This window comes from Arthrobacter sp. CJ23 (assembly GCF_024741795.1).
GTDB lineage: Bacteria > Actinomycetota > Actinomycetes > Actinomycetales > Micrococcaceae > Arthrobacter.
In genome coordinates this window covers 494,614-521,497 of sequence record NZ_CP102950.1, presented here as the reverse complement: position 1 = coordinate 521,497, position 26,884 = coordinate 494,614, and the positions used below count along the sequence as shown (strand labels likewise).

Here is a 26,884-nt window from a genome sequence, read left to right as displayed (position 1 = left end):
CGCTCCTCCGGAACAGCCCCCGTCCGGTCAGGCGGACAGCCGGCTCAGCGGACGGGAGCCGGCCCCGTCAACCGCCGGCACGCCGTCGCCGTCCTGGCCGTACAGCCAGTCGTTGTATTGGAAGTTGCCGTCGCCGCGGCTCTTGAAGAGCAGGTTGCGCAGGGTGCGGGCCAGTCCGGAGACGTGCCAGGACTCGCCCCAGATGCGGGCGGTGCGCTGGACGCGTGCCGTCCGGCCGGCGCGTACCCTGTTGAATTCCTCGATGGCACCGTCCCAGGCAGCAGGGTTGACGCCGCCCTCGGTGAAGACGGTGCCGTTGCTGACGTCCTGCAGCACGGCGGCATCTTCGAGGGCCTGGCAGGCGCCCTGGGCGAGGTACTGGAGCATGGGGTGCGCGGCGTCGCCCATCAGCACCATCCGGCCGGCGACCCAGTTTTCGATCGGGTCACGGTCGTACATCGGCCAGCGCATGCCGGTGCCCAGGTTCTTCAGGGCGTCCTGGACGGCCGGGACGCAGTCCTTGTAGGCGGCCTCGAGTTCGTCCACGCCGCCGTACTGCTCTTCGCCGCGTTCGAAGGATGCCGATTTGAAGACGGCCACGGTGTTCAGCAGCTCGCCCTTGCGGAGCGGGTACTGGACCAGGTGGCAGTCCGGGCCGAGGTAGACGATGACGTCCTCGAGATCAGCCTTGGGCGTCTCGGGTGTGATGGGCACGGTGCCGCGGTAGGCAACGTAGGCCGAGGAGACCGGCTGGTCGTTGGCCACGAGCGGACGCAGGGTGGATTTGAGTCCGTCGGCACCGATCACCACGTCCGCTTCATAGTCCACGCCGGCGGCGGTGTGGACCACGCCGCGGCCGTTCACGGTTTCCACACTTTCCACCATGACGTCGTTGACCAGCGTGACGCCTGCCGCCTCGCATCCTTCGAGCAGGACACGGTGCAGATCGCTGCGGTGGATCACCACGTACGGTGCGCCGTAGCGCTCCTCGAATTCCCCACTGAGCGTCTGCCGCGTCAGCTCCTCGCCGGTCACGGCGTCGCGGAAGACCAGGTGCTTGGGCTGGACGCCGATTTCGAGGGCCTTCTCCAGCAGGCCCCAGCGCTTGAGGACGCGGGAGGCGTTCGGGGCCATCTGCAGGCCGGCGCCAACCTCGCCGAATTCGGGCGCCCGCTCAACCAGCGTGACGTTCGCGCCGTTCTCGCGGAGGGCGAGGGCTCCGGCCAGTCCGGCCATTCCCCCTCCCACAACCAGGACATCGGTGGACATGGTGTATTCAGACATTGCTTGCTCCTTGGGAGTTCTTCGAGGTGATTTTGAGTCCGACGGCGGCCAGCAGGACCGCGGCGATGGCGGCGGCACCGGCGAACGCGAGGAAGTTGGAATTGACGCCCAGCCCGGCCGCCAGCAGGAGGCCACCCACCTGGGGTGCGACGACGGCGCCAATGCGGCCTGTGCCGAGCGCCCAGCCAAGTGCGGTTCCACGCAAATGGTCGGGATAGTGGCTGGCGACCGCGGCAATGATGAGGCACTGGGTGCCGTGGGTACCGACGCCGGCCAGGACCAGCATCAGGTACACGATGGTGACGGGCGGGCCCGTCACCAGGACAGCCAGCGCGATACCGGCGACGGCGGCGGCTGCGATTGCGGTGGGGACCGGGCCGAAGCGCGTGCCCGCCCAGGCCGTGATGACCGAGCCGGCGACGGCACCCAGGTTGAGTGCCAACGCGAAGGTCAGCGCTGAGCCAAGGTTGTAGCCTGCCAGCTGCATGAGGTTGGGCAACCAGGTGCCCAGGCCGTACCAGGCGAAAAGCGTGGCGATCGTGGCCAGGGCGAACAGCACGCTGACTCCCAGGTAGGGAGCCCGGAGGAGGGAGCCGAATCCGGAGGAGTCCTTGGTGGCGCTGGTCCGGGCGGCTCTTCCGGAACCATTCGCCGGCGCCAGGGTCTCAGGAATGTACTTCAACCCGAGCGGCACCACGATCACCAGGGCCAGCACGGCCACGAGGAACATGGCCTGCCACCCGAAGGCCGGAATCAGCGGGATGCCCACCAGCGCGGCGATGGAGCCGCCGATCGGCACGCCGGACATCATGAGCGTGGCAATGGTCGAGCGCCACTTGGACGGCACCAGTTCCGCGACCAAGGCATTCGCCGAGGGCACCAAGCCGCCAAGACCGATGCCCGCGAGGAGCCGCAGGCCACCGAAGACGGCCGCATTGGGAGCAAAGGCGCAGAGGATGGTGAAGACAGAGAAGACGATCGCGCAAGCGAGGATGGTCCGGCGCCGGCCCCACGAGTCGGCCATCCGGCCGGCAAAGATGGCACCGATCATCATGCCAAGGAAGGCCATGGATCCGATGGTGCCGGCAGTGGCCTTCGTCAGGCCCCACCCGGTCCCGGAGATCAGGGAGGACTGCACGGTGCCGTAGACAATGAGGTCGTAGCCATCGAAGACCACCAACAGCCAGCAGACAAGGACGGCCAGGGCCGAGCCTTTCGAGAACCGCGGTGCGTTGCCGGAGGCGTCGGTGGTGACAGCCTCTGCTGATGACCGTTGCGACGCTGCAGCGGGAAGTGTGTGATTCATCCCACCACTGTCGAGTGAACATCAGGCGGAGCACCATACAATTCTGTTGTGCAGAACAAGCCAGCATCTCCCTCGGCCCGAAAGCCCGTTCAGAAGCGGCCCACCTATTCCATCGAGGCCGTGGACAACGCGCTGCAGCTCCTCCAATTGCTCCGCGACGGCGGCGCGCTCCGCCTCAAGGACGCCGCAGCAGAGCTTGGTGTTGCCCCCTCCACGGCCCACCGCCTGCTGGCGATGCTCGTTTACCGCGGCTTCGCGGTCCAGGATGAAAACCGCCGTTACGTCCCCGGCCCCGCCATGGGGGTTGGACCTGCCGGCCTCAGCTGGACCCGGCTGCTGCGCGAGCTGGCTCAACCCCATATGGAGCTCCTGTCCGCGCAGCTCAATGAGACCGTCAACCTCATGGTCCGGGTGGGAACCAAAGTCCGTTTCCTTGCCACCGTGGAGGGCAGCAACGTGCTGCGCATCGGAGACCGCCAGGGTACGGTCATGCCTGCGAACAAGACCTCCGGAGGGAAGGCCATGCTCGCAGAACTGGAACCCTCCATGATCGAGCAGTTGTTCCGCAGCCAGAACGCAGAGATTGGCGGCGACACCATCCCGGACCATGAATTTGCCGCCTTCAACCGCGAGCTGGACGCCATCCGGGGCAACGGCTTCGCGGCGAACTTCGAGGGCACCGAGGAAGGCGTCAGCGCGTTGGGTATCGCACTGCACAACCGGCATGGAGCGGTGGTTGGGGCACTGACCGTCGCCACGCCTGCCACGCGCTTCCGGAACGTGTTCGACGGCGGTTTGGTCGCCGCCCTGCGCGAGACCTGCCGGCAGGTGGAGATCGACATCGCGGCCAACCCGGCCGAGACGGACTGAACCACCCACGGGCCGGACGGCAACGCCGTCGACATTAATTCTGTACAGCAGAATATGCTGGGAGTCACCGCCATGCATCCCTAGGGTCGAACTACGCCAAAAAACTGTTCGGACCCTATCGAGGAGGCCTACGTGTCCATCAGCGCCGAGAACACGACTCATGAATCAGTGGCCGCCAGCCACGCCCTGCCGGAGCCGACCCCGGAAGAAGCTGCCCAGCTGGAGCAGCTGTACAAGGACTTCGACGAAGAGAACCTGATCCCGCTGTGGACGGAGATCGGTGACCTCATGCCGATGGTCCCCACGCCCAAGGCAGTGCCGCATGTGTGGCGGTGGAGCGATCTGTACCCGCTGGCCGCCCGTGCCGGGGACCTGGTGCCGGTGGGCCGCGGCGGGGAACGCCGTGCCATCGCCCTCGCCAACCCGGGCCTGGCGGGCACGCCGTATGCGACGCCGACGCTGTGGGCCGCCATCCAGTACCTTGGCGCCCGCGAGACCGCGCCGGAGCACCGCCACTCCCAGAACGCCTTCCGCTTCGTCGTCGAAGGCGAAGGCGTATGGACAGTCGTGAACGGGGACCCGGTGGCGATGCGCCGCGGGGACTTCCTGTTGACTCCGGGCTGGAACTTCCACGGCCACCACAACGACACCGATCAGCCGATGGCGTGGATCGACGGCCTGGACATCCCGTTCGTGCACTACGCCGATGCCGGGTTCTTCGAGTTCGGCTCCGAGCGCGTCACGGACGAGGCCACCCCGGACATCTCCCGCTCCGAACGGCTCTGGGCCCACCCCGGCCTGCGCCCGCTCTCCGGGCTGGATGACACCACCAACTCCCCCATCGCCGCGTACCGCTGGGAACACACCGACGCGGCGCTGCGCGAACAGCTGCTCCTGGAGGACGAGGGCCACCCGGCCACGGTGTCCCAGGGCCACGCCGCCGTCCGCTACTCCAACCCCACCACCGGCGGGGACGTGATGCCCACCATCCGCGCCGAGTTCCACCGCCTCCGCGCGGGCGCCGTCACCGAGCCGTTGCGCGAGGTGGGATCCAGCGTCTGGCAGGTCTTCGAAGGCACCGGCACCGTGGTCCTGAACGGCGAAACCAAGCATCTGGCCAAGGGCGACCTGTTCGTGGTCCCGTCCTGGCAGGAATGGTCCCTGCAGGCCGACACAGAGTTTGATCTGTTCCGCTTCAGCGACGCCCCCATCTTTGAACGCCTGAACTTCAACCGCAGCTACACCGAAGGACGCAAGAACGCATGAAACTCCTCACCCTCCGCACCGAATACGGCACCAAAGCCGTCCGCCAGGACGGCGACACCCTCACAGAGATCGACGGCTTCGCCGACGTCGGCGCCCTGCTGCAGGACCCCGCCTGGGAGGCCACGGCGAAGGCGGCCAGCGGCGCCACGCACGCGCTCGACGGCGCGGACCTCGCCGCCGTCGTGCCCTCACCGGGCAAGATCATCTGCGTGGGGCACAACTACCGCAACCACATCAAGGAAATGGGCCGGGAAATCCCGGAGTACCCCACCCTGTTCGCCAAGTACCAGGAATCCCTGATCGGCCCGAACGATGACCTGGCACTGCCGCAGGAATCCGACACCGTGGACTGGGAAGCCGAGCTCGCCGTGGTGATCGGCAAGAAGGGCCGCCGGATCAGCGAGGCCGACGCCGCGGACCACATCGCCGGGTACTCGGTGCTCAACGATGTCAGCATGCGGGACTACCAGTTCCGCACCATCCAGTGGCTGCAGGGCAAGACCTGGGAGAACTCCACCCCGTTCGGCCCCGCCCTGGTCACCAAGGACGAATTCACCGCCGGCCCGCTCATGACCTCGGCCGTAGACGGCGAGATCCAGCAGAGCACCCCCACCGGCGACCTCGTCTTCACCCCGGAATTCCTGGTCTCCTACATCTCCACCATCATCACCCTGAACCCGGGCGACGTGATCGCCACCGGCACCCCCGGCGGCGTGGGCCACGCGCAGGACCCCAAGCGCTACCTGCAGGAGGGCCAGCTCCTGGTCACCAGCATCGAGGGCCTGGGCCAGCTGAACAACCGCGTGGTCAAGGAAGCCTGATGGCCGCCCGCGCCGACCAGACGACGGACCCGCGACTGCAGGAAGAACTCTTGCAGGCGCGGCGGGGCACCGCCTTCTTCGCTCGGAAACTCAATGAGCTTTCCGACGCAGCGCTCGACGGCGGCACCCGGCTTCCCGGGTGGACGCGCCGCCACGTCGTGGCACATGTGGGCTACAACGCCCGCGCGATCGCCCGATTGGTGGACTGGGCGGCCACCGGCGTGGAGACACCCATGTATTCCTCCCCGGAGGCCCGCGGGCAGGAGATCAATTTCGGCGCCACCCTGTCCCCGATCGCCCTGCGGAACCTGTTCGACCACTCCGCCGTGCACCTGTCCGTGGAATGGCGGGACCTGCCTGCCGAGGCGTGGTCCCACGAAGTCCGCACCGCCCAGGGCCGCACAGTTCCCGCGTCCGAAACCGTGTGGATGCGCACCCGCGAGGTCTGGATGCACGCCGTGGACCTGGACAACGGAGCCTCGTTCGCTGACATCCCCGCACCCGTCCTGGGGCGGCTGCTCCAGGACATCACCGGCGCCTGGAGTGCCCGGGGCACGGATGCCGGGCTGCTCGTCACGGTCACCGGCGCTGGTGTGGATGGCACGGAGCTGAAGTTCGGCGACACCGGCGCCGGGAACCCGACGATCATCACCGGCCCCCTGCCCGCCGTCGTCGAGTGGGCGGCGGGCCGCGGCGCCCGCGGCGTCACCACCGTCGGGCCGGGCGCGAATGGTGCGGTTCCGGCCGCGCCGAAGTGGATCTAGTCCCGCGAGGCACAAAGAGCAGTCGGCGACTCCTGTGGGTCGCTGACTGCTCTTTGGGTTAAATTCGGCGTAACAACTTGCCCCGTTCTGTGGCCCGTGCCATATTCGTTTCATGATCAGCCTGTTGGACAGCTGGACTGCTGGACAAGATAAAGTCGTTCGGGTCGGCGCCGCCGAGGCAGTGCTTGCCACCCTGCGCGCTGCCATTGAAGACGGCAGGCTTCCAGTTGGTTCCCGCCTCGATTCGGAAGCCACGTTGGCGCAGCAATTCGGCGTCAGCAGGACGATGGTTCGCGAGGCCCTCAAGTCCTCGAACGCCTTGGGCCTGACCGTAACCCGGACGGGCAAGGGCACGTTTGTTATCGCGGACAAGGTTGGCCAGGACCTGAAACTGGGGAAGTATTCGGCCCGCGAGCTCCTGGAGGCACGGCCTCACATCGAGGTCCCGGCCGCCAGTTTGGCCGCTGAACACCGAACCCAGCAGGATGTGGAGTCACTGAGGGAAATCCTCCGGGCCATGGATGGGGAAGAGGACCTGGAGCAGTGGGTCATCCTCAATTCCGAGTTTCACGCGATCATCGGCCGGAGCAGCGGCAACGGCGTCTTCGCATCGATGCTTTCGGACATCGATGAAGCCATGGCCAACCAGTCCAACACGCTGAACCATGTGGTGGACCGCAGGAAAGAATCCGGTCTTGAACACGCGGCCATTTTCGAAGCCATCGAAAAGGGCTCGGCTGAAGACGCAGGCCTTGCCATGATGCGGCACCTTCAAGGCGTCGAAGGATCCCTCGGCGCGGTCGTCCCGATCCCGGCACGCCCCAACGGCTAGCCCCAGCGGCTCACCACCCCAACCATTCGGACGGGTTCAATGACGAATCCGAGCCGTCTTTCATTGCCGCCCCCAGAGGCGCCTGACCATAGGAAATGATGACGAACAAGTCGATCGCTTGGACACAGCCATGACTACGACTTCCATCAACACCACCGCCCCGACCGCCACCAAGTCGGCGCAAAACCGAATCCAGCTCACTAAGTCCCGCATCATCGCCTACCTGGCAGACCACGGCGCCAGCAAGGTTTCAGACATCACTGACGGCGTCCCGGCCTGCAAGGACACCGTCAAGGTCCGCCTCGCCGAACTTGAAGAGGACGGGACCATCCGGGCCAATGTTCCCGCCGGCGAACGGGGCAGAACCACCCCCTACTACTCCCTCACCACCGCTGGGATTCCGCCCAAGGAACCCAAAACGGTCATCACCGTGCACATTCAGCACGCCAGTGACGGCCGCTTGACCCTGGCTTTCGATGACTACCCGGAATTGACGGCCACAGCGCGCAGCTTCATCGACATTCCTGCAGCGTCCCGCCAGGTTGCCGCGCGCCATACGGGCCGTCCCGAGGACAGCTTCACCGTCCATATCCGCTTCTGAATTCACGACGACGGCACGCGACACAGAAACGCCCACTACCGCCTTGTGGGCCTATCGGGCATGTCCGTGCGTCCTCCTGGATCCCGTGAAGCTTGCGTTCACGTCATCCACGATTGTCTCCACCGCGTTGGCGATGTCTGCGACGACGCCGGATTCGTCCGCCTGCAGGGCTTCCAGCGTGGACAACTGGGAATCCAGCAGCGACGCCGGCATGAAGTGGTCCGGGCGCGCGTTCATGCGTTCGGCCAGGAGTTCCTTGGTGCCGTGCAGGTGCACGAACATCACTGAGACGTCCCCGCTGCGGATGATGTCGCGGTAGGAGCGCTTGAGGGCGCTGCACGCGATGACCAAGCCAGTGTCCGACGCGGCGAACCGGCTGCCGATTTCGGCCAACCACGGTGCGCGGTCGCGGTCGTTCAGCGGCGTTCCGGAGGCCATCTTGTCGATGTTCGCCTGCGGGTGGAGCGAATCGCCGTCGAGGAATTCCGCGCCGATGCTTTCGGCAAGGGCCGCACCGACGGTGCTCTTCCCGCAACCGGCCACGCCCATCACCACGATGTGGAGAGGGGCATGGACGGTGTTCAGATCACCAGTCATGGACGGTGCCGTCCACCAGGCGGTTGTAGGGCAGGTAGGCCTGCTGGTACGGGAACGCATTGGCTGCTTCCACGTTGAACTCGACGCCGATGCCGGGCTTGTCGCCCGGGTGCAGGTAGCCGTCCTTGAAGGTCATGGACTGTTCGAAGACCTCGTTGGTCTTGTCCGAGTGCTGCATGTATTCCTGGATGCCATAGTTGTGGATGGCCAGGCCCACGTGCAGCTGGGCGGCGAAACCGATCGGCGAGATGTCGGTGGGGCCGTGGAAGCCGGACTTGATCTGGTACTGGGCGGCGAAGTCCATGACCTTCTTCAGCGGGGAAATGCCGCCGAAGTGGGTGGAGGCTGCGCGCACGTAGTCGATCAGCTGTTCCTTGATGATGGTCTGGTAGTCGAAGACCGTGTTGAAGATTTCGCCGATGGCCAGCGGGGTGGTGGTGTGCTGGCGGACCAGGCGCAGGGCTTCCTGGTTTTCGGCCGGGGTGCAGTCCTCGAGCCAGAAGAGGTCGTACGGTTCCAGGGCCTTGCCGAGCTTGGCGGCCTGGATGGGTGTCATGCGGTGGTGGCCATCGTGCAGCAGCGGGATTTCCGGGCCGAACTCGTTGCGCACGGCTTCGAAGACGGTGGGCAGGTGGCGCAGGTAGGCTCGGGTGTCCCAGTCCTCTTCCTGCGGGAAGGCGCCGCGGCCGGCGGGCTCGTAGTCGTAGCGTTCGCCGGAGGCCTGGGCCTGGGCCGCAACACCGTAGACGGCCTTGATGCCGGGGATGGCGGTCTGGATGCGGATGGACTTGTAGCCCAGTTCCAGGTGCTCGCGGACCGAATCGAAGAGCGAAGGGATGTCCGCGCCGGAGGCGTGGCCGTAGGCACGCAGGCCATTGCGGGAGGCGCCGCCCAGGAGCTGGTAGACCGGCATGTTGGCTACCTTGCCCTTGATGTCCCACAGGGCCATGTCCACGGCGGCGATGGCGGCCATGGTGACCGGCCCGCGGCGCCAGTACGAGCTGCGGTAGAGGAACTGCCAGGTGTCCTCGATCCGATGCGGGTCCTTGCCGATGAGCAGCTGGGCGACGTGTTCCTTGAGGTACGCTGCAACGGCGAGCTCGCGGCCGTTCAGCGTGGCGTCGCCGATGCCGACAACGCCCTCATCGGTGACGACGCGGAGCGTGACGAAGTTGCGGGTGGGGCTGGTCACGAAGACTTCAGCGGCAACGATTTTCATGGATTCGGTTCCTTCCGGAGGGTATGGGAGTTAGTGGGCGGCCGGAGCAGCCATGGCGCCGAGTGGGCCCTGCAGCCGGTGAATCTGCGAGACAAACGCAGGGTCGGTGGCCAGTTCAGGGCTGAGCAGCGCCAACAGCGCAGCCGTACGCTGATCGCCGTCGAGCGCTTTTGCCTGCCTGATGTGGTCCGCCAGGGGGTCCTGAAATTCTGCGGTGGAGGACAAGTACGCGATCCACGCCGCGATCATCCGCGCAGCACCATCGCCGCTCCGTCCGGCGGCACGCTGTGCGGCCAGGACGGGCAAAGCCCGCATGCGCAGCTTGGTGCTGCCGTCCATGGCGATCTGGGCCAGGTGATGCGCGATCCGGGAATTGCCGAAGCGCTCCAGGAGCGCGGCACGGTACTCGGGGATGCGCAGATCGGGGCCGTGCAGGTGCGCTGCGGCCTCGTCCCAGAACTCCTCCACTGCCTGGCGGCACTGGGGATCCCCCAGCCCCTCGGCCACAGTCGAATGCCCGCGCAGCTGCCCGGCGTAGGCGAGGAGCGAGTGGGCGCCATTGAGAAGCCACAGCTTGCGGTTCTCGTACGGTTCGATCTCGTCCACGAACATGGCGCCGGCGTCTTCCCAGCGCGGGCGGCCAGCAGGGAAGTCGCCGCTGAGGATCCAGTTATGGAAGGGCTCGGTCACCACGGGCGCCGCGTCACGGTAGCCGCACGCTGCGGCAACGGCGTGGACGTCTGCCTCCGTGGTGCGCGGCGTAATCCGGTCCACGGAGGTGCTGACGAAGCTGACGTTGGCGTCGATCCAGGCGGCCAGGGCCGGCTCCAGCGCCTCCGCAAGCGCGCCCACCGCACGGCGGGCCACGGCACCGTTGTCCGCAAGGTTGTCGCAACTCACGACGGCGAGTGGACCGGCGTCGGCATCCCTGCGGGCGGCGAGCGCGGTCACCAAGCGTGCCAACGGCGTCGACGGTTGAGCGCCAACAGCCGCAGCGCTAAAGTCGGCCGCGTACGCGGCCTCCGTGATGGTGAGCGTGACGATCGCCGTGGACGGAGCGGCCACAAGCTCCGCCAACCGTCCGGCGTCGGCACCATCAACGGCCTCCACAATGCTGCCGATGACTTCGAAGGAATCGCCGCTGCCTGACCGTTCCACCAGCGTGTAGACGCCGTCCTGCGCAGCCAGGACCTCGGCGGCGTCGGGGCGCCGGCCCGTGAAAGCGGCGATCCCCCACTCCGCTGCGTCGCCTGCATGCTGGGTGTACCACGCCTGGTGGGAGCGGTGGAACGCGCCCAGGCCAAGATGCACGATGCGGACCGGAGGCTTGTCCCCGACCATCCCGCTCCTGCCGAGCCGGGGCAACGAATCGGAGCTGTTCACAGTTTGAAGACCCTTCTCGGGGAAGCATCGACGACGTCGACAATCAGCTCGTGCGCGCGTTCCTCGCTGATGCGGTGCTCGGCTACGAGCCTTGCCAGGAACGAGGCTTCGATCCTGCGTGAAGCGTCGTGCCGCGCAGGGATGGAGCAGAAGGCCCGGGTGTCGTCGATGAAGCCCGAGGAGCGCGAGAAACCGGCGGTCTCCGTGACAGCGGAACGGAAGCGGAGCATGGCATCGGGCGCGTCCAGGAACCACCACGGCGCACCCAGGTACACGGAAGGGTAGAAGCCAGCCAAAGGTGCGAGTTCCCGCGAGAAGACAGTCTCGTCCAGGGTGAACAGCACCAGGTGAAAGTCCTTCGCCGTGCCGAAGTCCTGCAGCAGCGGACGGATGGCCTCCGTGTAGTTCACGGCGACGGGGATGTCGTGGCCGGTATCTGCTCCGAAGGCCTCGAACGTGGGCTGGTGGTGGTTTCGGAAGGAACCGGGGTGGATGGTCATGACCAGGCCGTCTTCCACGGACATCCTGGCCATCTGGTACATCATGTGGGCCTCAAAAACGTCCCGGTCCTGCGACGTGGCTTGGCCTAAGCGCGCCTTCTCGAACAACGCCCCGGCCTCGAAAGGATCGAGTTTGAGCGTCGCGGGCGTACGGACACCGTGGTCCGCGGAGACGGCACCGTGCTCCACGAAGTAACGGCGGCGGGCCTCCAGCGCGGAGATGTAACCGCTGTAGCCCGTGCCGCCGTCGGACGCCTCAGCGATCAGCTGCTCAACGTTGGCCGCCCACGCCGGGTGGGCGATATTGATGTACGCATCCGGGCGGAAGGTCGGCAGGACCCGGCCGTGGAAAGACGGATCATCTGCGAGCGCCCGGTGGCTCGCGAGGTTGTCCAGCGGATCATCCGTGGTGGCAAGGACCTCGATGTTGAAGTCCTTGAACAGCTCGCGGGGCCGGAAGCCGGGCTCGGAGAGCTTTGCGGAGATCGCGTCGAAGCTGGCGTCGGCGGTGTCCGCACTCAGTTCCCCTTGCAGGCCAAAGACGGTGTCGAACTGCGTCCGCAACCAGTAGCCGGAGGCTGTGCCGTCGAAAAGAGGCCACGACTGGCAGAAGGTCCGCCAGACCTCGCGCGGCCCGGTGCTTGGCTGGAGTCGTTCAAGCGGTACGCCGGACGCGTGAATGAGGCGCGTGACGTAGTGGTCCGGTGTAACCAGCAGGGCGGCAGGATCCGGGAACGGAGTGTTTTGCTCGATGACTGCGGCATCCACGTGGCCATGCGGGGAGATGATGGGCAGGTCCTGTATCCGTTCCAGCAGCGAGCGCGCGATGCCACGGGTGCCGGGATCAGCAGGCAGAAGCCGGTCTGGATGGGTGGCAATCGACTGGGACATGGATCAGCCTTTCGAAAGTGTGTCAGCGTGCAGGCTTCCGTTGACGGTCAGCCCGGCCTTTTCCGCGGTGCGGCGCAGGAACTCCAGGTTGCCCGCTGTGCGCGCGGCCAGAGGCAGTTCCGTGGAGAAGTCCTCCACGGTCACCCATTCGTCGTAACCCACCTCGGCAAGCGCCCTGAAGTAAGCCAGGACGCTCCCTTGCCCTTCGGCGAGCGGCGCCCACTCGTTGACCCACACAGCGGCGCCGGCCTCGTCACGCTCATCGGTGCGGACCCAGCGGGCGTTCTTCACGTGGACGTGTGCCAGGTAGGGGCCCAACAGCTCGAGCGCCGGCAGCGGAGACTCCCAGCCTTCGATCAGCAGGTTGCCAAGATCGTGGATGACCCCCACGTGCTGTGGGTCCAGGCCTTCAAGAAGGCGGCGGGCCGACGACGCCGAGGCCGTCACGGTGCCGTGGTGCAGCTCGACGAGCGCCTTGACTCCATGGTGTGCGGCTCGCCCGGCCACCCATTCGTAGTGTTCCCGGGTTGCCGCGAAAAGCTCCGGGTAGGCCAGGCCGCTCGGTTCCTGGCCGCCCATGGTCGAATTCCCCAGCGGCAGGACGTTGACCCTGACTTGGCGGGCACCCAAGGCGGCCGTTGCCGCGAGAACGCGCTCCACGCCGTCGTGGTTGTCACAGCGCGCGTAGCCGCCCAGGCCGGAGTACTCCAGCCCGGCTTCGGACGTAATCCGGGCGATCTCCGGAAGCGAGTCCTCAAGGCCAGTCATGGGCCACGTGGCCTTGTTGCCTGCCCAGAAGCCTGGCTCGGGAGCATCGGCCTGGTCCGTGACGCGCCATTCAATGCCGTCCCAGCCCTGGGCGGCAAGCTCGGTGGCGGCTTCCTGGGGAGTCCACTCCGGCGTCGAGGCCGTGAAAACCGAGAACTTCATGCCGTGACCTCCTCAAAGTGGCCGTTGCCGGTGCGTACTTCGACGCTGTTGTATTTGCCGGCCAACACGTCGTCAACCAGCACCGGCCGGCCCAGCGTTGCGGATACATAGATTGCGCGGACCGTGGCCAGTGCCGTGACGGCGTCCTGGACCGTGACTCCGGCGGGGCGGCCGTTCCGGATGGCATCCACCACATCGCGGTACTGGCGGATGTGGCCGGCGGGGTACACGGTCGGATCCAGGGTGGTCCGGACCGGCGGTTCCGAGAACCTGGCAAGCTCCGCGTCAGCCTGGTTGCCCCCGCCCAGAAGGCCCATTGCTCCGCTTTCGGTCTCCGCGTCCGAACCGGCGGCGTGGAAGTATTCAAGGTTGTCGTTGTCGATCACGGCGGAACCTTGGCTGCCCATGACCTGCAACCTGACCGTCAGTCCCGGGTAGGCCCCCGTGGTGGCGTGCAGCACGGCCAGCGCGCCGGACTCGAACGTCACCGTGGCGACGGCGGTGTCCTCGACCTCCACACCGGAGTGAGCCAGAAGCGCCGTCTTGGCGCTGATCTCAAGGGGACGCCCCAGGAACCACAGCAACAGGTCCACGGTGTGGACGCCCTGGTTCATCACGGCTCCTCCGCCATCCATGGCCCACGTGCCACGCCACGCGCCGGAGTCGTAGTAGCCCTGGCTGCGCCACCAGCTGACGGACGCGATGGCCGACGTCAGGCGGCCGAAACGGCCCGCACGGCGGGCCTCGTCCACCACGATGCTGGCGGGATCGAAGCGGTGCTGGCTGATGACACTCGCAACGAGTCCCTTCGCTGCTGCGGCATTGGCCGCAGCGAGGATCTCGTCCGCGCGGTCCAGGTTCACGTCAAGGGGCTTTTCGATGACGACGTGCTTTCCGGCGTCGAGCACTTCCAGGGCTTGCTGGATATGCAGGCCGCTGGGCGTGGCAATGATGACAAGATCGACGTCGGCACCGGCCATCGCTTCACCCAAGGTGCGGAACGTTGCCGGGCGGGCCGCGCCGCCGTCCTCGATGAATTGCGCGAGGGCCTCGGCAGCCTCCGCTATTTCGTCCACGAGCGCCGTGACGTGCAGTTCGGGAAGTTCGCCGACGGCGGTGGCGTGCGTACGGCCTATGACGCCGCAGCCGGCGATGGCCACCTTGAGGACGGTTGCCTGTGTTTCGATGCTCATTTGGTTCCCACTCCTGCTTCGTTCACGACTTTGGCAAAGGCACGGGCCGCAATGCCGAACGCCGTCGGTCCTGAAAAGCCGCCCAGGCCATGCGCCCCGGCCAGATGCGGTTCGAGGCTTGCGAAGCCCGCGAAGCCATCGGCCTTCAAGGCCTCCACGGTGCGCAGCAGATCGCCGTCGCCCTCGCCGGCAGGAACCACGACGCCGTCGGCGAACCGCGCGTCCTTGACCTGCAGGTACTCGAGGTGGGGACGGAGCTTGGCATAGCCTTCGTCGAACGGCTTGACGCCCACCTGCACGAAGTTGGCCGGATCCCAGGCCACCTTCAAGGCCGGGGATGCCACGGCCTCGATGATGTCCAGGACGCGGTCCGGGGTGTCCCCGAAGATGTCCTTTTCGTTCTCATGCAGCAGCACCACATCGCTCTCCTCGGCCACGGCCGCGAGCGCCCGCATCCGCTCGACGACGTCGTCGCGGATGCTCTCCACGGCCACCCCTTCGCCGTAGTAGAAGGAGAAGATCCGGATGTAACGGGCACCGAGGACATGGGCTGCGTTGGCGGCGCGCCGCAACCGTTCCACTTCGTGCTCCACCGGCAGCGAGACGTCCACCTTGCCGATGGGCGAAGCGATGGCGGACACGCCCATGCCTGCTGCGTCAAGGAGGGCTTTGAGTGCCGCCAACTGGCCGGCATCGAGGTCCACGATGTTGGTTCCCCACGCGCTGCGGACCTCAATGTGGTTCGCGCCCAGGGCCTGGAGCACGGCGATCTGCTGTACGGGGTCGTCGTCGATCTCGTCTCCGAAGCCCGAAAGCGTCCACTCAACTGTTGCTGAACCGGTCATTGCTATTTGACTCCTCCGGCGGTCAGGCCGCCCACTAGATATCGTTGGAAAATCAGGTACAGGATGACCACAGGCGCCGCGCAGACCAGCGAGGCCGCCATCATCTGCCCGTACAGCGGGATGGCACCGCCTTCCTGGGACGCCCCGAAGATTTGCAGGGCAACCGCAGCCGTCTGGCTGTCCGGCCGGGTCATGACCGAGGCGAACAGGACGTCGTTCCAGCCGAGCAGGAAGGCGAAGATCCCGGAGACCACGATTCCCGGCCAGCTCAGCGGCAGGATGATGCGGACCAGGACGCCGAGGTTGCTGGCGCCGTCGATTCTCGCGGCTTCCTCGAGTTCGCGCGGCAAGCCCCGGAGGTACGTGACCATCACCCAGGTTGAGAACGGCATGGCGAACGTCAGGTAGGTGATGAAGAGGCCCCACTGCGTCCCGATGACCTGGATGCCCAGGTAGCTCGCGGCGGACGAGAAGAGGACGAACACCGGCAGGACCATGAGCGTGCCGGGAACCGACTGCAGTGCCAGCAGGCCGCGCAGGATGCTCAGGCGTCCGCGGAACTGGTACCGGACCAAGACGTAGGCGATGGACACGGACATCGCCGCGGACACTATGGCCGTGGCACCGGCTACGAGCACGCTGTTGGCAAGGCCCTTGGCCAGGCCAACACTGGACCAGATCTTGGTGTAGTTCTCCAGCGAGAACGTCGACGGCCAGAATTCCCCGTTGGCCACGCCGATGTCCGAGTTCACCGAGGCCAGGAAGATGTAGGCGATGGGGATCAGGACGATCGCACAGAGGACCGTGAGGATGATTGCCAGCATCGGACCCGGGAGCAGACGGGTGACCTCATGCTGCCGCTTGGAACCAGGCCGGAACCCTGATCCAGCCGTGCCCCGGACGGACGTACGGCGGACGGTGGTGGCTGATGCGCTCATTTCTTTCCTCCGGGCGTCTCGGCGTCGTCCAGCTTGACGGCGCGCAGGTAGATGAAGAGCGGAATGGCAATCAGGACCAGGGACACGAAGGCCATGGCCGCACTGAGGCCGAAACGGAAGCTCTGGAAGCTGGTCACGTAGGTCAGGATCGGCAGGACTTCGACGTCGGCCGGGGCCGGTACGCCGAACAGCACGAACGGGAGCGTGAAGTTGTTGATGTGGTGCAGCATGCCGATCAAGAACGCCAAGGAGAGCGGGCCCTTGAGATACGGGAAGACAACGTACCTAAGCTTGTTCCACCACAGCGCCCCGTCCAGGGCCGAAGCTTCGTGCACCTCATGGTCCACAGACTGCAGGCCGGAAAGGGCCAGCAGGTAAATAAACGGCCAAGAGGCCCAGATCTGTACCAGGATGAGCGTCCAGTAGGTTTGCGGCCCGTTGAGCCACAGCCCGGCGTCAATGCCGAAGCCGCCCAGGGCCGAATCCACCACGCCATCCGGCTGGAACATCGTGCGCCACACGGTGGCGACAACGAACGACGGCAGTACGTAAGGGATCAGGAAGATCGAACGGATCACTGCCCGGCCCTTGAAGGAGTTCTGCGTCGCGACGGCTGCCGCAATGCCCAGCGGCACGGTGACCACCATGGCGATCAGCGAGTAGCTGACGCTGAGCCAGACCGAGTGGAGCAGCGGCGAGTCGGTCAGCGCCTCAATGAAGTTCTCGACGCCGATGAACGGGGCGCTGATCCATTTGCGGAGCGTGTACTGGTCCAGGTTGAGCGCGGACATGTAGATGCCGAGGAACAGCGGCACCACGATGATGACCAGCATCAGCAGTCCACCGGGGATCAGCATCCACAGGGGACGGTTCCGTTCGCTGAGGCCCTTCCTGCGGGCCGTCTTTTTCGAAGGACCCTGGGGCCCGGTGGCGGGTGTACCCGCGCCCGGTGACGTACTGCCGTCGGGCATGTGGGCTGCGGGGCCGGACCGGGCCGGCTGCGAATCCGCGGCGGGGCCGGTCACGGCGCTCATTTCCCTGAAGGAATTAGTGGACATGATGGTCCCTGCCTAGGACTTCGATGCCCGGTCGAGTGATGCCTGTCCCTTGGACTGTGCGTCCTTGAGGCGGGCCTGCAAGGCTGCATCGTCCACGGAACCGTTGGCCAAATCCGGAATGGACTGGACTGTGACGTTCAGGAGCGCAAGCTGGATGTCGCCCCAGGCTCCGGTGAAGGGGGTCGCCTTGGACTTGCCCGCGGTGTCGGCGATCGGCTGAAGCTTGGCGTCCGTCAACGATGCCAGGGCCTCGGCGTTGGCAGGCAGGTCGCCGAAGATCTTCTGGTAGTTCAACTGCTCGTCCTTGGACGTGATGAGCTTGATGTACGCGAAGGCCAGGTCCTTCTGCTTCGAGTAATCGGCTACCACGACGTTGTCGCCGGACAGGATGCTCGCGGCCTTGGCGCCGTCCCCCTTGGGTGCGGTTTCGCCCGGAGCCGTGGTGGGCATGGTGGCGTACGCGTACTTGCCCGCGACGGCGGACTTGTCCAGCGTCGGCACGGAGCCGGACGTCGTCATCATCAGATAGCCGGCCTTGCCGGACGCGAAGGCGGCAACGGCGTTGCTGTTGCTCCACCCGATAGCGGCGGGATCGACGACTTTGTCTTTCGTGAGCCAGCCGAAGTAGGTCTCGTAGGCCTTCTTGACGGCGGGATCGTCCAGCTTAAGGTTCTTGCCGTCCACCAGCGGATTTCCGGCCTGGATGGACATGGCCCAGACGAACTTCCACGGGTCGAAGTTGTCCTTGTATCCGGTGGCCAGGCCGTAAGTGCCAGCGCCCGTGTTGGTCAGTTTCTTGGCCTGTTCGGCAAGTTCGTCCCACGTGGTGGCCGGCTTCTCGATGCCTGCTGCGGCCAGCAAGTCCTTGTTGTACGCCATGACGAACGGGCGGCTGACGAACGGGATACCTGCCATGTGGTCAGCATCCGGGCCGGAGATGCCCAGGGCTGCCGGGTTGAAGCGGTCCTTGCCACCCACCTTCTTCCAGTCATCTTCGGACAGAGTAACGAAGGCCTTGGTTGCGTAGGCCGTCGGCGTAAACGTGGTGCCCAGGCTGTAGACGTCCGGGCCCTGGCCGGACACCACGGACGTTTGGATTCGCGTCAGTTCATCATTGGCTGACGCGAAAGTTTCGAATTCAACGTCGGCGCCGGTCTGGGCCTTGAACTTCGCGGAGATGTCCTTGAACCATGCCTTTTGCTGTTCAGGGTATTGGTTATTGACGCTGGTCAGGACACTCAGCTTCTTGCCGGCGCCGTCCACGGCGCCTCCCGCGCTTCCGGAATCGCTGCTGCTTCCCCCACAGGCAGTCAAAGCCAACGCGGCAGTAACGGCGACGGCGGCCAGCTTTGCTGATGGTGCAAACTTCATTGTTCCTCCTTGGATACCCAGCCCGCAGGTGGTGGCGTGCGTCACAGGGGCTTCGGTGTCGAGTCTATGGAACGGCAAATGTCGTGGCAAGCGGTTGCCAAAAATTGCCAAAAGTGCTGCAATTACCTCACAAGAGGACTCTCGCCCCACCTCCGGCGGCCAGGCTCCTACGTCAAGGAAGGTCCGTCACCATGGCAGATGCAAAGACCCGTGCGGCAGGTGCTCCACCGACGATCCGCGACGTTGCAGAACTCGCCGGGGTGGCAACATCAACCGTGTCCAGGGCGCTGTCGAATCCGGGCAGGGTGAACCGTGTGACGCGCGAGCGGATCGAGCAGGCAGCCGCCGAATTGCAATACGTGCCAAGTTCGCAGGCGCGGGGACTGAGTTCGGGACGCACCAACGCCATCGCCCTCCTGGTCCCCGACGTGACCAACCCGTTCTACTTCGACATCATCCGGGGCACCCAGAACCAACTCAAAGCAGCCGGATACACGCAGCTGCTGGTGGATACCGAGGAATCCGCCGAGATGGAAGCAGACACACTCCGCAAGATGCAGCGGACGGCCGACGGCTTCATCCTGGCGGCGTCCCGCCTGACCGACGCGCAAATACTCGAAGCCGCGTCATCACAGGCAATCGTCACGATCAACAGGTCCTCCGCCAACGCGCCCACCGTCATGATCGACACCCCCGGCGCTGTGGTCCAGGCCCTGGAGCACCTGACTTCGCTGGGTCATTCACAGATCTGCTACGTCGGCGGCCCGGCCTCATCATGGTCCAATGCAAAGCGGTGGAAGACCTTTGAAGACGAGAGCCGCGAACGCGGGCTGACCACCTCGCGCGTGGGTCCCTTCACACCCAAGACCACCTCCGGTGCAGCGGCCGCCGACGCCGCAGCCCGCACGGGAGCCACTGCCTGCATCGTGTTCAACGACCTCCTGGCCATCGGCATGCTCCAGCGGCTCCGCGAACGCGGCATCCGCGTCCCCGAGGACATGAGCATCGTGGGCTGCGACGACATCTTCGGCGCCGACTTCTGCAACCCGCCGTTGACCACCATCGCCTCGCCGATCGAACAGGCCGGACGTGTGGCAGTGTCCATGCTGCTGGCCCAGCTGGATCCGCTGCACGCCGCCTCCAGCCGCCGTCTGGCAGTCATGCCCACGCACTTGACCGTCCGCTCCTCCACGGGCCCGGCCCCGGCCTCACCCAACCCGGCGTTGCCCAACTGACTGGCAATCGTGGTTGTTCTGGGCCCTCAGAACAACCACTACTGCGGGTTACTTGGGTGCCGACACAGTTGAGGGGCGCGGACGCCGCTGACTAGTGTGGTGCTATGCGCGAACTCCAGGCCACGATCATTGCCGAAATGGGCGTACAGCCCCGGATCACCCCCGTCGAGGAGGTCCGCAAACGCGTCACCTTCCTGAAGGACTACCTCAAGGCCACCCACACCAAGGGCTTCGTGCTGGGCATCTCCGGCGGACTCGACTCCTCATTGGCAGGCAGGCTGGCACAGCTGGCAGTCGAGGAACTCGAAGCGGAGGGCGTCGAAGCCAACTTCGTGGCCGTCCGGCTCCCGTACGGCGAGCAGCATGACGAGGACGACGCCCAGGCCGCCCTGGACTTCATCAAGGCCAAGACCGAGTGGAGCTACAACATCTCGCAGGCCGTGGACGGCTTCGAGGACGAGTTCGAGAAGACCACCGGTGCCCCGATCTCCGACTTCCACAAGGGCAACACCAAGGCGCGGGCACGCATGATCGCCCAGTACGCCCTGGCCGGGGAGCACAACTACCTCGTGGTCGGAACGGACCACGGCGCGGAATCCGTCACGGGCTTCTTCACCAAGTTCGGCGACGGCGGCGCGGACATCCTGCCGCTGTTCGGCCTGAACAAGCGCCAGAACCGCGAACTGCTCGTCGAGCTGGGCGCCCCGGCACGCGTGTGGGAAAAGGTCCCCACGGCGGACCTGCTGGACGGCAAGCCCGGCCGCACCGACGAGGACGAGCTCGGCATCAGCTACGACCAGATCGACGACTACCTCGAGGGCCGCGACGTCCCCGTCGAGGTTGCCGAGATCATCGAGCAGAAGTACCTGCGCACCCGCCACAAGCGCACCGTTCCGGTCACCATCTTCGACACCTGGTGGAAGTAGCCGCCCCGGGAACCGGAGCTCCCGCCGTCGTGGGCTGCTTTCAAGCCCTCGACGGCGGATCCGCGGCAGGGAGCCGGCGTGTCCGTGTCGATGTGGCCCGCGACGGCGCCCGCCACGCGCGTCGAGCCCCACAGACTCTGGCGCCCGCCGGGGCGCAGGGCGTAGGGTCATAGGGCAACGCAGCGGATTCTCCTTGAAGGAGCCAGCGATGGCCGGATGGAATGCTGACACTACGGCCGGCCCGCTGGCCGCGACGGTGACCTTGGTGGACGGGTCGAATTTCTCAATCTCAGGCCTGGCGGGCGATATGTACTCTGACCGCCCCCATGGCGTGTTCCACGCGGACACGCGCATCATTTCCCGCTGGCGGCTGACCATCAACGACGTCACGCTGGAACCGCTGGCCGCGCGCACCATGGAGCCGTACAGGGCGCTCTTCATCGGCCGCCCGGGCCGGGTGGCCGGGCACGCGGACGGCCCCCTGGTGGTGGAACGCAACCGCGAGGTGGGCACGGGCATCGTGGAGGAAATCACGGTGCGGAACCACTCCCGCGAGCCCGCCGTGTGCAGCGTCGAGCTGGCCATGGACGCAGATTTCGCGGACCTGTTTGAGGTCAAGGACGCCCGGATTGTCCGCATCTGGGAGCAGACGCGCCGGCCCGACGGCGATTCGCTCACCATCGAGGGCCGCTGGCGGGGCGTGCTGAAGCGCGTGGTGATCCAGGCTCCGGGCGCCACGGTCACCTACGAGGGCATCGGCTACCGCACCGTGGTGCCGCCCCATGGCGGGTGGAGCACCAGGGTCACGGTGTCGCCGTTGTTGGAGGGCGCCTCCATCCCGGCCGCGTTCCACCGCGAGCGCAGCAGCGGATCGCCGGCGGAAATCCGGCGCCAGGAGTGGCTCCGGAAGATCCCCACCCCGCAGATCGACAATGTGTCCTTCGCGCGGACCCTGCTGCGCAGCCATGAGGACATCGGGGCGCTGCAGATCGAAGACCCGGAGCGGCCGGACCGGACCGTCGTCGCGGCCGGGGCACCGTGGTTCATGGCCCTCTTTGGCCGCGACTCGATCCTTTCCTCCTACATGGCCCTCCCCCTGGATCCCACGCTGGCGCTGGATACGCTGCGGAACCTGGCGGACCGGCAGGGCACCGTGGTGGACCTGCTGACCGAGGAGCAACCCGGCCGGATCCTGCACGAGGTGCGCCTGGGCGTGGGCACGGGGCTGGCGCTGGGCGGCCAGTCCGCCTACTACGGCAGCATCGACGCCACGCCGTTGTTCGTGGCGCTGCTGGGCGAAGTCAGCCGCTGGGGCCTGGCCGCCGACGAGGTTGCGGCGCTGCTGCCCCATGCGGACCGGGCCCTGGACTGGATCCGGGACTATGGGGACCGGGACGGCGACGGCTTCGTGGAGTACCAGCGGCTCAACAACCAGGGCCTGCTCAACCAAGGCTGGAAGGATTCCTGGGACGGCATCAACTTCGCGGACGGGCGCCTGGCGGAACCTCCCATCGCGCTCTGCGAGGTGCAGGGCTACGTGTACAGCGCGTACCTTTCGCGGGCGTGGATGGCGTACGACGCCGGCGAGCTGGCTTTGGCGTCCGAGCTGCGCGACAGCGCTGCCCGGCTGAAAAAGCAGTTCAACGAGCAGTTCTGGCTCCCGGAGCGGGGCTACTACGCGATCGCCCTGGACCGGGACAAGAAACCCGTGGACGCCTGCGCCTCCAACATGGGGCACTGCCTCATGAGCGGCATCATCGACGCGGACAAGGCGCCCCAGGTGGCGGAGCGGCTGATGTCGCCGGAGATGTTCACCGGCTGGGGCGTCCGGACCTTGGCCTCGGACATGGGCGCCTACAACCCGGCCAGTTACCACAACGGCTCGGTGTGGCCGCACGACAATGCGCTGATTGCCACGGGACTCATGAGGTACGGCTTCGTGGCGGAGGCGCAGCGGATCGCCCTGGCGCTCCTGGAGGCTGCGGACTTCACCGACCACCGGCTGCCGGAGCTGTTCTGTGGCTTCGACCGCAGCGAGTTCCCCGAACCGGTGCCGTACCCGACGTCGTGCTCGCCGCAGGCGTGGGCCGCCACCACGCCCGTGCAGCTGCTGCGCATGCTGCTGCGCTATGACCCCCATGTGTCCCTGAACGGCCTCTGGGTGGATCCCGTCCTGCCCGAGTCGCTCGGCAGGGTCCATCTGGGCAACTGCCCCCTCGGCACCGACCGGATCACCATCGACGCCAAGGGCAGCGAGGCCACCATCGAGGGGCTTTCGGCCGGCATGACGTACCACCGCGGGGTGCGTCCACCGCTCGCCGACCTGGTGGAGCTGGCCGACAAGCTGGACCACAGCAGCTGAGCACAGGTCAGGAGCAAACCTCATGCGGATAGGACTGATTGCTCCGCCGTGGCTTCCCATCCCGCCCACCGGGTATGGCGGGACGGAGACGGCCATCCACGCCCTGGCGGTTTCGCTGCAGGCCGCCGGGCACACGGTGCTGCTGGCGGCACCTTCGGACAGCACGTGCCCCGTGGAGCGCCTTGGCGGTTTCGCCCCCGCACAGCGTTCCGAGATGGGACACACAAACGCCGAACTCCCCCACGTGGTCCGCGCGTACCGGGAACTTTCCGACGTCGACATCATCCATGACCACACCCTCGCCGGCCCCCTGTACCGGCACCGCCCCGCGGACATCCCCGTGGTCTGCACCATCCATTCCGCCATCACGGCTGCGCTCCGCCCGGTCTACGAGGCCATCAGCCGCGACGTGTCGCTGCTTGCCATCTCGCAGCACCAGGCCGACACCGCCCCCGGGGTGCGGATCCGCCGGGTCATCCACCACGGCCTCGACACCTCCGCCATCCCAGTGGGCGCCGGCACGGGCGGCTATGCCTGCTTCCTTGGCCGGATAGCGCCGGCCAAGGGCGTGGTGGAAGCCATCGAGGTGGCGCGCCGGGCAGGAATCAGGCTGAAGATCGCCGCGAAGATGAGCGAACGGGAGGAGCTGGACTACTTCCACTCCGCCGTCGAACCCTTACTGGGAGCCAACGAGGAGTTCCTGGGCGAGGTGGACTCGGCGGGAAAATTCGCCCTTCTGGGCGGCGCCGTGGCCCTGCTCAATCCGCTGCAGTGGGACGAGCCCTTCGGCCTGGTCATGATCGAGGCCCTGGCCAGCGGCACCCCCGTGGTGGCCACCCCGCGCGGCGCCGCACCGGAAATCATCGACGACGGCGTGACGGGCTTCCTGGGATCCGGCACCGAGGAACTGGCCCTGGCCCTGCAGCGGGCGGCCGGGCTCGGGCGGCAAAGCTGCCGGGCCGCCGTCGAATCCCGCTTCAGTGCGGAGCTCATGGCCCGCCGGCATGCCGAGCTGTTTGACGAGGTGCTCGCCGAAGGGCGTTGAAGCCGGCGAGTCATTGACGGGCGATAGTTACCGATATATCGTTAACTATCGCCGATACACCTTCGGCGACATATCTCACCGAAAGGAAGATGCTGTCATGAAAGGCATCCACGAAGACAACGCATTCCCGGAACACAGCCACGGAAGGGGCCGCTTCGAACGCAGCAAGGGCCGCCGAGGCCCCCACGGCCACGGCGGCGGAGGCTTCGGGCCGCGCGGCTTCGGCCCCGGCGGATTCGGGCCGGGCGGATTTGGCCCCAGGGGTTTCGGCCCGGGCGGTTCGCGCCGCGCCAGCAGGGGCGACGTCCGCTCAGCCATTCTTTCGCTGCTTGCCGAGGCACCCTCGAACGGCTACGGGCTCATCAAGACCATCGCCGAAAAGACGTCCGGTGCCTGGCGCCCGAGTCCCGGGTCCGTCTACCCCACGCTGCAGCAGTTGGTTGATGAAGAACTCATCACCGCTGTAGGCGAAGGCCGGGGCACGGAGTTCACCCTCACCGAAAGCGGCCGCGCCTACATTGCCGAGCATGAAGAAGAGCTCGCCAACGCCTGGAACAGCGACTCCGACGGAACCGGGCCCGCCTTCCACCAGAGTGTTGGCAAACTGATGGGGGTTATCCACCAATTCCGAGTGGCGGCTTCCGAGGAGCAGCGCCAGGCAGCGATTGAAAAGCTGGACGAAACCCGGCGCGCGCTCTACCTCATCCTGGCCGACTAGCACCCGGCCCACACCCTTGACCGTGACGTGGCGGAGGCTCCTGCCCGGAGCCTCCGCCGTCGGGGGTGCGTGCCCGGGCGATTCACCAAGCCGCAAGCCCTTCCAACCACTTGGATGTCCTAGTATATTGCAAGGTGATGTGGATCACTAGGCCGAAGGTGTCCTGTCCACAAAGGCGAAAGGCGGACCATGGCAGTCACTACAGTCACAGAGGAATTCCGGGCGGCCCGCGACAGGCTTCTTGAGCTCCGTGAGAACTACCAGCAGGCCCACAGCGAGTTCGAATGGCCTCGCTTCGAGGAGTTCAACTTCGCCTTCGACTGGTTCGACCAGATTGCGGCCGACCCGCAGCGGGGCAGCAGACCCGCCCTGGTCATCGTGGAGCAGGACGGCAGCGCCACCCGCCGCAGCTACGCGGAGCTCTCTGCTCGGTCCTCGCAGGTGGCCAACTGGTTGAGCAGCCAGGGTGTGCACCGCGGCGACCACATGATCATCATGCTCGGCAACCAGATCGAACTGTGGGAGCTCATGCTCGCCGGCATCAAGCTGGGCCTGGTCATGATCCCCACCACCACGCTCATGGGCCCGCGCGACCTCGAGGACCGGGTGGAGCGCGGCAATGCCCGCTGGGTGGCCGTGGGTAGCGCCAACATCGGCAAATTTGCCGACGTTCCGGGCCGCTTCACCGTCATTGAAGTGGGCGACGGCGGCAGCCGCACCGAGGGCGCGCTGGAGTACGCCGATTCGGCCTGGTCCAAGACGGACTTCACCCCCGATGCGCCCAGCCGCGCCGACGATACGCTCCTGCTCTACTTCACCTCCGGCACCACGTCCCGCGCCAAGCTCGTGGAACACACCCACACCTCGTACCCGGTGGGCCACCTGTCCACGATGTACTGGATCGGCCTGGAACCGGGCGACGTCCACCTGAACGTGGCCTCCCCAGGCTGGGCCAAGCATGCCTGGTCCAATGTGTTCACGCCGTGGATTGCCGAGGCCTGCGTCTTCATCTACAACTACGAACGCTTCGACGCCGCCGCCCTCATGGCGCAGATGGACCGGGAGGGTGTCACCAGCTTCTGCGCCCCGCCCACGGTGTGGCGGATGCTGATCCAAGCGGATCTGACGCTCCTGAAGACCCCTCCGCGGAAGGCGGTCTCCGCAGGCGAGCCCCTCAACGCGGAGGTCATCGGCCAGGTGGAGAAGGCCTGGGGCGTGACCATCCGGGACGGCTTCGGCCAGACGGAGTCCACGGTCCAGATCGCCAACACCCCCGGCCAGCCGGTCAAGATCGGTTCCATGGGACGCCCGCTGCCCGGCTACGACGTGGTCCTGGTGGACCCCGCCACCGGGGATGAGAGCAACGACGGCGAGCTCTGCCTGCGCCTGGACAAGCACCCCGTGGGGCTCATGGCGGGGTACTTCGGCGATCCCGTCAAGACCGCCGAGGCGTTCGGCAACGGTTACTACCACACGGGCGACATGGCCAGCAGGGACGCCGACGGCGTGATCACCTATGTGGGCCGCGGCGACGACGTCTTCAAGTCCTCGGACTACCGGCTCTCCCCCTTCGAACTCGAAAGCGTGCTGATCGAACACCCCGCGGTGGCGGAGGCCGCCGTCGTTCCTTCACCGGATCCCGTGAAGCTCTCGGTGCCCAAGGCCTTTGTGGTCCTTGCCGGCGGCTACCAGGCCGGACCGGAGCTCGCTGAGGACATCCTGCGGTACTGCCGGGAGCACCTGGCGCCGTTCAAGCGCATCCGCCGGATCGAGTTCGGCGAGCTGCCCAAGACCATCTCGGGCAAGATCCGGCGGGTGGAACTGCGGGTCGGCGAGGAGATGCGGCACGGCGGCGGAGCGATCCCGGAAGGGCTGGGCATCGAATATTCCGAGTCGGACTTCCCCGGTCTGAGAGACTAGACACCCAAC

The 26,884-nt window shown here is 66.4% G+C and carries 24 protein-coding genes; 12 read left to right on the top strand and 12 right to left on the bottom strand.

Translation table 11 applies throughout. From position 1 onward, the window contains the following. Positions 1-27 precede the first annotated feature (27 nt). On the bottom strand, positions 28-1,284 hold the full coding sequence (locus tag NVV90_RS02310) for an FAD-dependent oxidoreductase (protein ID WP_258439588.1): 1,257 nt from the start codon (positions 1,282-1,284) through the stop codon (positions 28-30). After that, on the bottom strand, positions 1,277-2,590 hold the full coding sequence (locus tag NVV90_RS02305; protein ID WP_258439587.1) for an aromatic acid/H+ symport family MFS transporter: 1,314 nt from the start codon (positions 2,588-2,590) through the stop codon (positions 1,277-1,279). Before NVV90_RS02305 ends, NVV90_RS02310 begins: the two co-directional genes overlap by 8 nt. A gap of 48 nt (positions 2,591-2,638) precedes the next feature. Between NVV90_RS02305 and NVV90_RS02300 the strand changes: the two genes are divergently transcribed. From NVV90_RS02300 to NVV90_RS02275, 6 genes are all read left to right on the top strand, one after another. Further along, positions 2,639-3,460 carry an IclR family transcriptional regulator gene (locus NVV90_RS02300; protein WP_258439586.1) on the top strand — a complete coding sequence of 274 codons (822 nt, stop codon included), beginning with the start codon at positions 2,639-2,641 and terminating at the stop codon, positions 3,458-3,460. Positions 3,461-3,592: 132 nt separating this feature from the next. After that, positions 3,593-4,726: a cupin domain-containing protein gene (locus NVV90_RS02295; RefSeq protein WP_258439585.1), complete on the top strand. Its 1,134-nt coding sequence runs from the start codon at positions 3,593-3,595 to the stop codon at positions 4,724-4,726. Continuing rightward, on the top strand, positions 4,723-5,547 hold the full coding sequence (locus NVV90_RS02290) for a fumarylacetoacetate hydrolase family protein (RefSeq protein ID WP_258439584.1): 825 nt from the start codon (positions 4,723-4,725) through the stop codon (positions 5,545-5,547). Before NVV90_RS02295 ends, NVV90_RS02290 begins: the two co-directional genes overlap by 4 nt. Continuing rightward, the gene (locus NVV90_RS02285; RefSeq protein WP_258439583.1) at positions 5,547-6,311 is read left to right on the top strand and encodes a maleylpyruvate isomerase family mycothiol-dependent enzyme; all 765 of its coding nucleotides are present in this window, start codon (positions 5,547-5,549) and stop codon (positions 6,309-6,311) included. The genes NVV90_RS02290 and NVV90_RS02285 overlap by 1 nt, the downstream gene beginning before the upstream one ends. A 115-nt stretch (positions 6,312-6,426) precedes the next feature. Beyond that, positions 6,427-7,143 (top strand): FadR/GntR family transcriptional regulator, encoded by a 717-nt coding sequence (locus NVV90_RS02280; RefSeq protein WP_258441042.1) that lies wholly within the window; start codon positions 6,427-6,429, stop codon positions 7,141-7,143. 130 nt (positions 7,144-7,273) lie between these two features. After that, entirely contained in the window at positions 7,274-7,744 is a 471-nt protein-coding gene (locus NVV90_RS02275) for a hypothetical protein (protein ID WP_258439582.1), read from the top strand. A 51-nt stretch (positions 7,745-7,795) separates the two neighbouring features. On the opposite strand, the gene NVV90_RS02270 is transcribed toward NVV90_RS02275, so the two are convergent. From NVV90_RS02270 to NVV90_RS02225, 10 genes are read right to left on the bottom strand one after another with little or no spacing between them, the layout of a single operon-like run. Next, a complete protein-coding gene (locus tag NVV90_RS02270; protein WP_258439581.1) occupies positions 7,796-8,341 on the bottom strand; it encodes a gluconokinase in 546 nt (181 codons plus the stop codon). Then, a complete protein-coding gene (gene manD / locus NVV90_RS02265) occupies positions 8,331-9,560 on the bottom strand; it encodes a D-mannonate dehydratase ManD (RefSeq protein WP_258439580.1) in 1,230 nt (409 codons plus the stop codon). The genes NVV90_RS02270 and manD overlap by 11 nt, the downstream gene beginning before the upstream one ends. A 30-nt stretch (positions 9,561-9,590) precedes the next feature. After that, positions 9,591-10,901 carry a mannitol dehydrogenase family protein gene (locus tag NVV90_RS02260; RefSeq protein ID WP_258439579.1) on the bottom strand — a complete coding sequence of 437 codons (1,311 nt, stop codon included), beginning with the start codon at positions 10,899-10,901 and terminating at the stop codon, positions 9,591-9,593. A 38-nt stretch (positions 10,902-10,939) separates the two neighbouring features. Then, positions 10,940-12,334: a glucuronate isomerase gene (gene uxaC / locus NVV90_RS02255; RefSeq protein ID WP_258439578.1), complete on the bottom strand. Its 1,395-nt coding sequence runs from the start codon at positions 12,332-12,334 to the stop codon at positions 10,940-10,942. Between the two features lie 3 nt (positions 12,335-12,337). Further along, positions 12,338-13,264 carry a sugar phosphate isomerase/epimerase gene (locus NVV90_RS02250; RefSeq protein ID WP_258439577.1) on the bottom strand — a complete coding sequence of 309 codons (927 nt, stop codon included), beginning with the start codon at positions 13,262-13,264 and terminating at the stop codon, positions 12,338-12,340. Further along, complete coding sequence (locus NVV90_RS02245) at positions 13,261-14,457, bottom strand: Gfo/Idh/MocA family protein (RefSeq protein WP_258439576.1); 1,197 nt, start codon at positions 14,455-14,457, stop codon at positions 13,261-13,263. The genes NVV90_RS02250 and NVV90_RS02245 overlap by 4 nt, the downstream gene beginning before the upstream one ends. Continuing rightward, complete coding sequence (locus NVV90_RS02240; protein ID WP_258439575.1) at positions 14,454-15,302, bottom strand: sugar phosphate isomerase/epimerase; 849 nt, start codon at positions 15,300-15,302, stop codon at positions 14,454-14,456. The genes NVV90_RS02245 and NVV90_RS02240 overlap by 4 nt, the downstream gene beginning before the upstream one ends. 2 nt (positions 15,303-15,304) lie before the next feature. Next, the gene (locus NVV90_RS02235; RefSeq protein WP_258439574.1) at positions 15,305-16,240 is read right to left on the bottom strand and encodes a carbohydrate ABC transporter permease; all 936 of its coding nucleotides are present in this window, start codon (positions 16,238-16,240) and stop codon (positions 15,305-15,307) included. Beyond that, a complete protein-coding gene (locus tag NVV90_RS02230) occupies positions 16,237-17,298 on the bottom strand; it encodes a carbohydrate ABC transporter permease (RefSeq protein ID WP_258439573.1) in 1,062 nt (353 codons plus the stop codon). The genes NVV90_RS02235 and NVV90_RS02230 overlap by 4 nt, the downstream gene beginning before the upstream one ends. A gap of 12 nt (positions 17,299-17,310) precedes the next feature. Next, positions 17,311-18,669, bottom strand: a complete 1,359-nt coding sequence (locus NVV90_RS02225) for an ABC transporter substrate-binding protein (RefSeq protein ID WP_258439572.1) — start codon at positions 18,667-18,669, stop codon at positions 17,311-17,313. 191 nt (positions 18,670-18,860) lie between these two features. On the opposite strand from NVV90_RS02225, the gene NVV90_RS02220 reads away from it, so the two are divergent. The 6 genes from NVV90_RS02220 to NVV90_RS02195 all read left to right on the top strand — a co-directional run bounded on the left by NVV90_RS02220 (position 18,861) and on the right by NVV90_RS02195 (position 26,875). After that, the gene (locus NVV90_RS02220; RefSeq protein ID WP_258439571.1) at positions 18,861-19,904 is read left to right on the top strand and encodes a LacI family DNA-binding transcriptional regulator; all 1,044 of its coding nucleotides are present in this window, start codon (positions 18,861-18,863) and stop codon (positions 19,902-19,904) included. Between the two features lie 104 nt (positions 19,905-20,008). Further along, the gene (nadE, locus tag NVV90_RS02215; protein WP_258439569.1) at positions 20,009-20,830 is read left to right on the top strand and encodes an ammonia-dependent NAD(+) synthetase; all 822 of its coding nucleotides are present in this window, start codon (positions 20,009-20,011) and stop codon (positions 20,828-20,830) included. 208 nt (positions 20,831-21,038) lie between these two features. Next, on the top strand, positions 21,039-23,192 hold the full coding sequence (locus NVV90_RS02210) for a glycogen debranching N-terminal domain-containing protein (RefSeq protein WP_258439568.1): 2,154 nt from the start codon (positions 21,039-21,041) through the stop codon (positions 23,190-23,192). Positions 23,193-23,214: 22 nt separating this feature from the next. Next, complete coding sequence (locus NVV90_RS02205) at positions 23,215-24,237, top strand: glycosyltransferase family 4 protein (RefSeq protein ID WP_258439567.1); 1,023 nt, start codon at positions 23,215-23,217, stop codon at positions 24,235-24,237. Positions 24,238-24,334: 97 nt separating this feature from the next. Beyond that, positions 24,335-24,955, top strand: coding sequence for a PadR family transcriptional regulator (locus NVV90_RS02200; RefSeq protein WP_258439566.1), 621 nt, complete (start codon positions 24,335-24,337; stop codon positions 24,953-24,955). A 189-nt stretch (positions 24,956-25,144) separates the two neighbouring features. Next, on the top strand, positions 25,145-26,875 hold the full coding sequence (locus NVV90_RS02195; protein ID WP_258439565.1) for an AMP-binding protein: 1,731 nt from the start codon (positions 25,145-25,147) through the stop codon (positions 26,873-26,875). Positions 26,876-26,884 lie beyond the last annotated feature (9 nt).

Excerpts from the sequence above, each read along its gene's own strand:
- NVV90_RS02205 (WP_258439567.1), top strand. The coding sequence starts at position 23,215 with ATGCGGATAGGACTGATTGCTCCGCCGTGGCTTCCCATCCCGCCCACC.
- manD (WP_258439580.1), bottom strand. The coding sequence starts at position 9,560 with ATGAAAATCGTTGCCGCTGAAGTCTTCGTGACCAGCCCCACCCGCAAC.
- NVV90_RS02260 (WP_258439579.1), bottom strand. The coding sequence starts at position 10,901 with ATGGTCGGGGACAAGCCTCCGGTCCGCATCGTGCATCTTGGCCTGGGC.
- nadE (WP_258439569.1), top strand. The coding sequence starts at position 20,009 with ATGCGCGAACTCCAGGCCACGATCATTGCCGAAATGGGCGTACAGCCC.
- NVV90_RS02305 (WP_258439587.1), bottom strand. The coding sequence starts at position 2,590 with ATGAATCACACACTTCCCGCTGCAGCGTCGCAACGGTCATCAGCAGAG.
- NVV90_RS02285 (WP_258439583.1), top strand. The coding sequence starts at position 5,547 with ATGGCCGCCCGCGCCGACCAGACGACGGACCCGCGACTGCAGGAAGAA.
- NVV90_RS02245 (WP_258439576.1), bottom strand. The coding sequence starts at position 14,457 with ATGAGCATCGAAACACAGGCAACCGTCCTCAAGGTGGCCATCGCCGGC.
- NVV90_RS02270 (WP_258439581.1), bottom strand. The coding sequence starts at position 8,341 with ATGACTGGTGATCTGAACACCGTCCATGCCCCTCTCCACATCGTGGTG.
- NVV90_RS02230 (WP_258439573.1), bottom strand. The coding sequence starts at position 17,298 with ATGTCCACTAATTCCTTCAGGGAAATGAGCGCCGTGACCGGCCCCGCC.
- NVV90_RS02235 (WP_258439574.1), bottom strand. The coding sequence starts at position 16,240 with ATGAGCGCATCAGCCACCACCGTCCGCCGTACGTCCGTCCGGGGCACG.
- NVV90_RS02200 (WP_258439566.1), top strand. The coding sequence starts at position 24,335 with ATGAAAGGCATCCACGAAGACAACGCATTCCCGGAACACAGCCACGGA.
- uxaC (WP_258439578.1), bottom strand. The coding sequence starts at position 12,334 with ATGTCCCAGTCGATTGCCACCCATCCAGACCGGCTTCTGCCTGCTGAT.
- NVV90_RS02250 (WP_258439577.1), bottom strand. The coding sequence starts at position 13,264 with ATGAAGTTCTCGGTTTTCACGGCCTCGACGCCGGAGTGGACTCCCCAG.
- NVV90_RS02195 (WP_258439565.1), top strand. The coding sequence starts at position 25,145 with ATGGCAGTCACTACAGTCACAGAGGAATTCCGGGCGGCCCGCGACAGG.
- NVV90_RS02275 (WP_258439582.1), top strand. The coding sequence starts at position 7,274 with ATGACTACGACTTCCATCAACACCACCGCCCCGACCGCCACCAAGTCG.
- NVV90_RS02220 (WP_258439571.1), top strand. The coding sequence starts at position 18,861 with ATGGCAGATGCAAAGACCCGTGCGGCAGGTGCTCCACCGACGATCCGC.
- NVV90_RS02290 (WP_258439584.1), top strand. The coding sequence starts at position 4,723 with ATGAAACTCCTCACCCTCCGCACCGAATACGGCACCAAAGCCGTCCGC.
- NVV90_RS02240 (WP_258439575.1), bottom strand. The coding sequence starts at position 15,302 with ATGACCGGTTCAGCAACAGTTGAGTGGACGCTTTCGGGCTTCGGAGAC.
- NVV90_RS02225 (WP_258439572.1), bottom strand. The coding sequence starts at position 18,669 with ATGAAGTTTGCACCATCAGCAAAGCTGGCCGCCGTCGCCGTTACTGCC.
- NVV90_RS02210 (WP_258439568.1), top strand. The coding sequence starts at position 21,039 with ATGGCCGGATGGAATGCTGACACTACGGCCGGCCCGCTGGCCGCGACG.
- NVV90_RS02310 (WP_258439588.1), bottom strand. The coding sequence starts at position 1,284 with ATGTCTGAATACACCATGTCCACCGATGTCCTGGTTGTGGGAGGGGGA.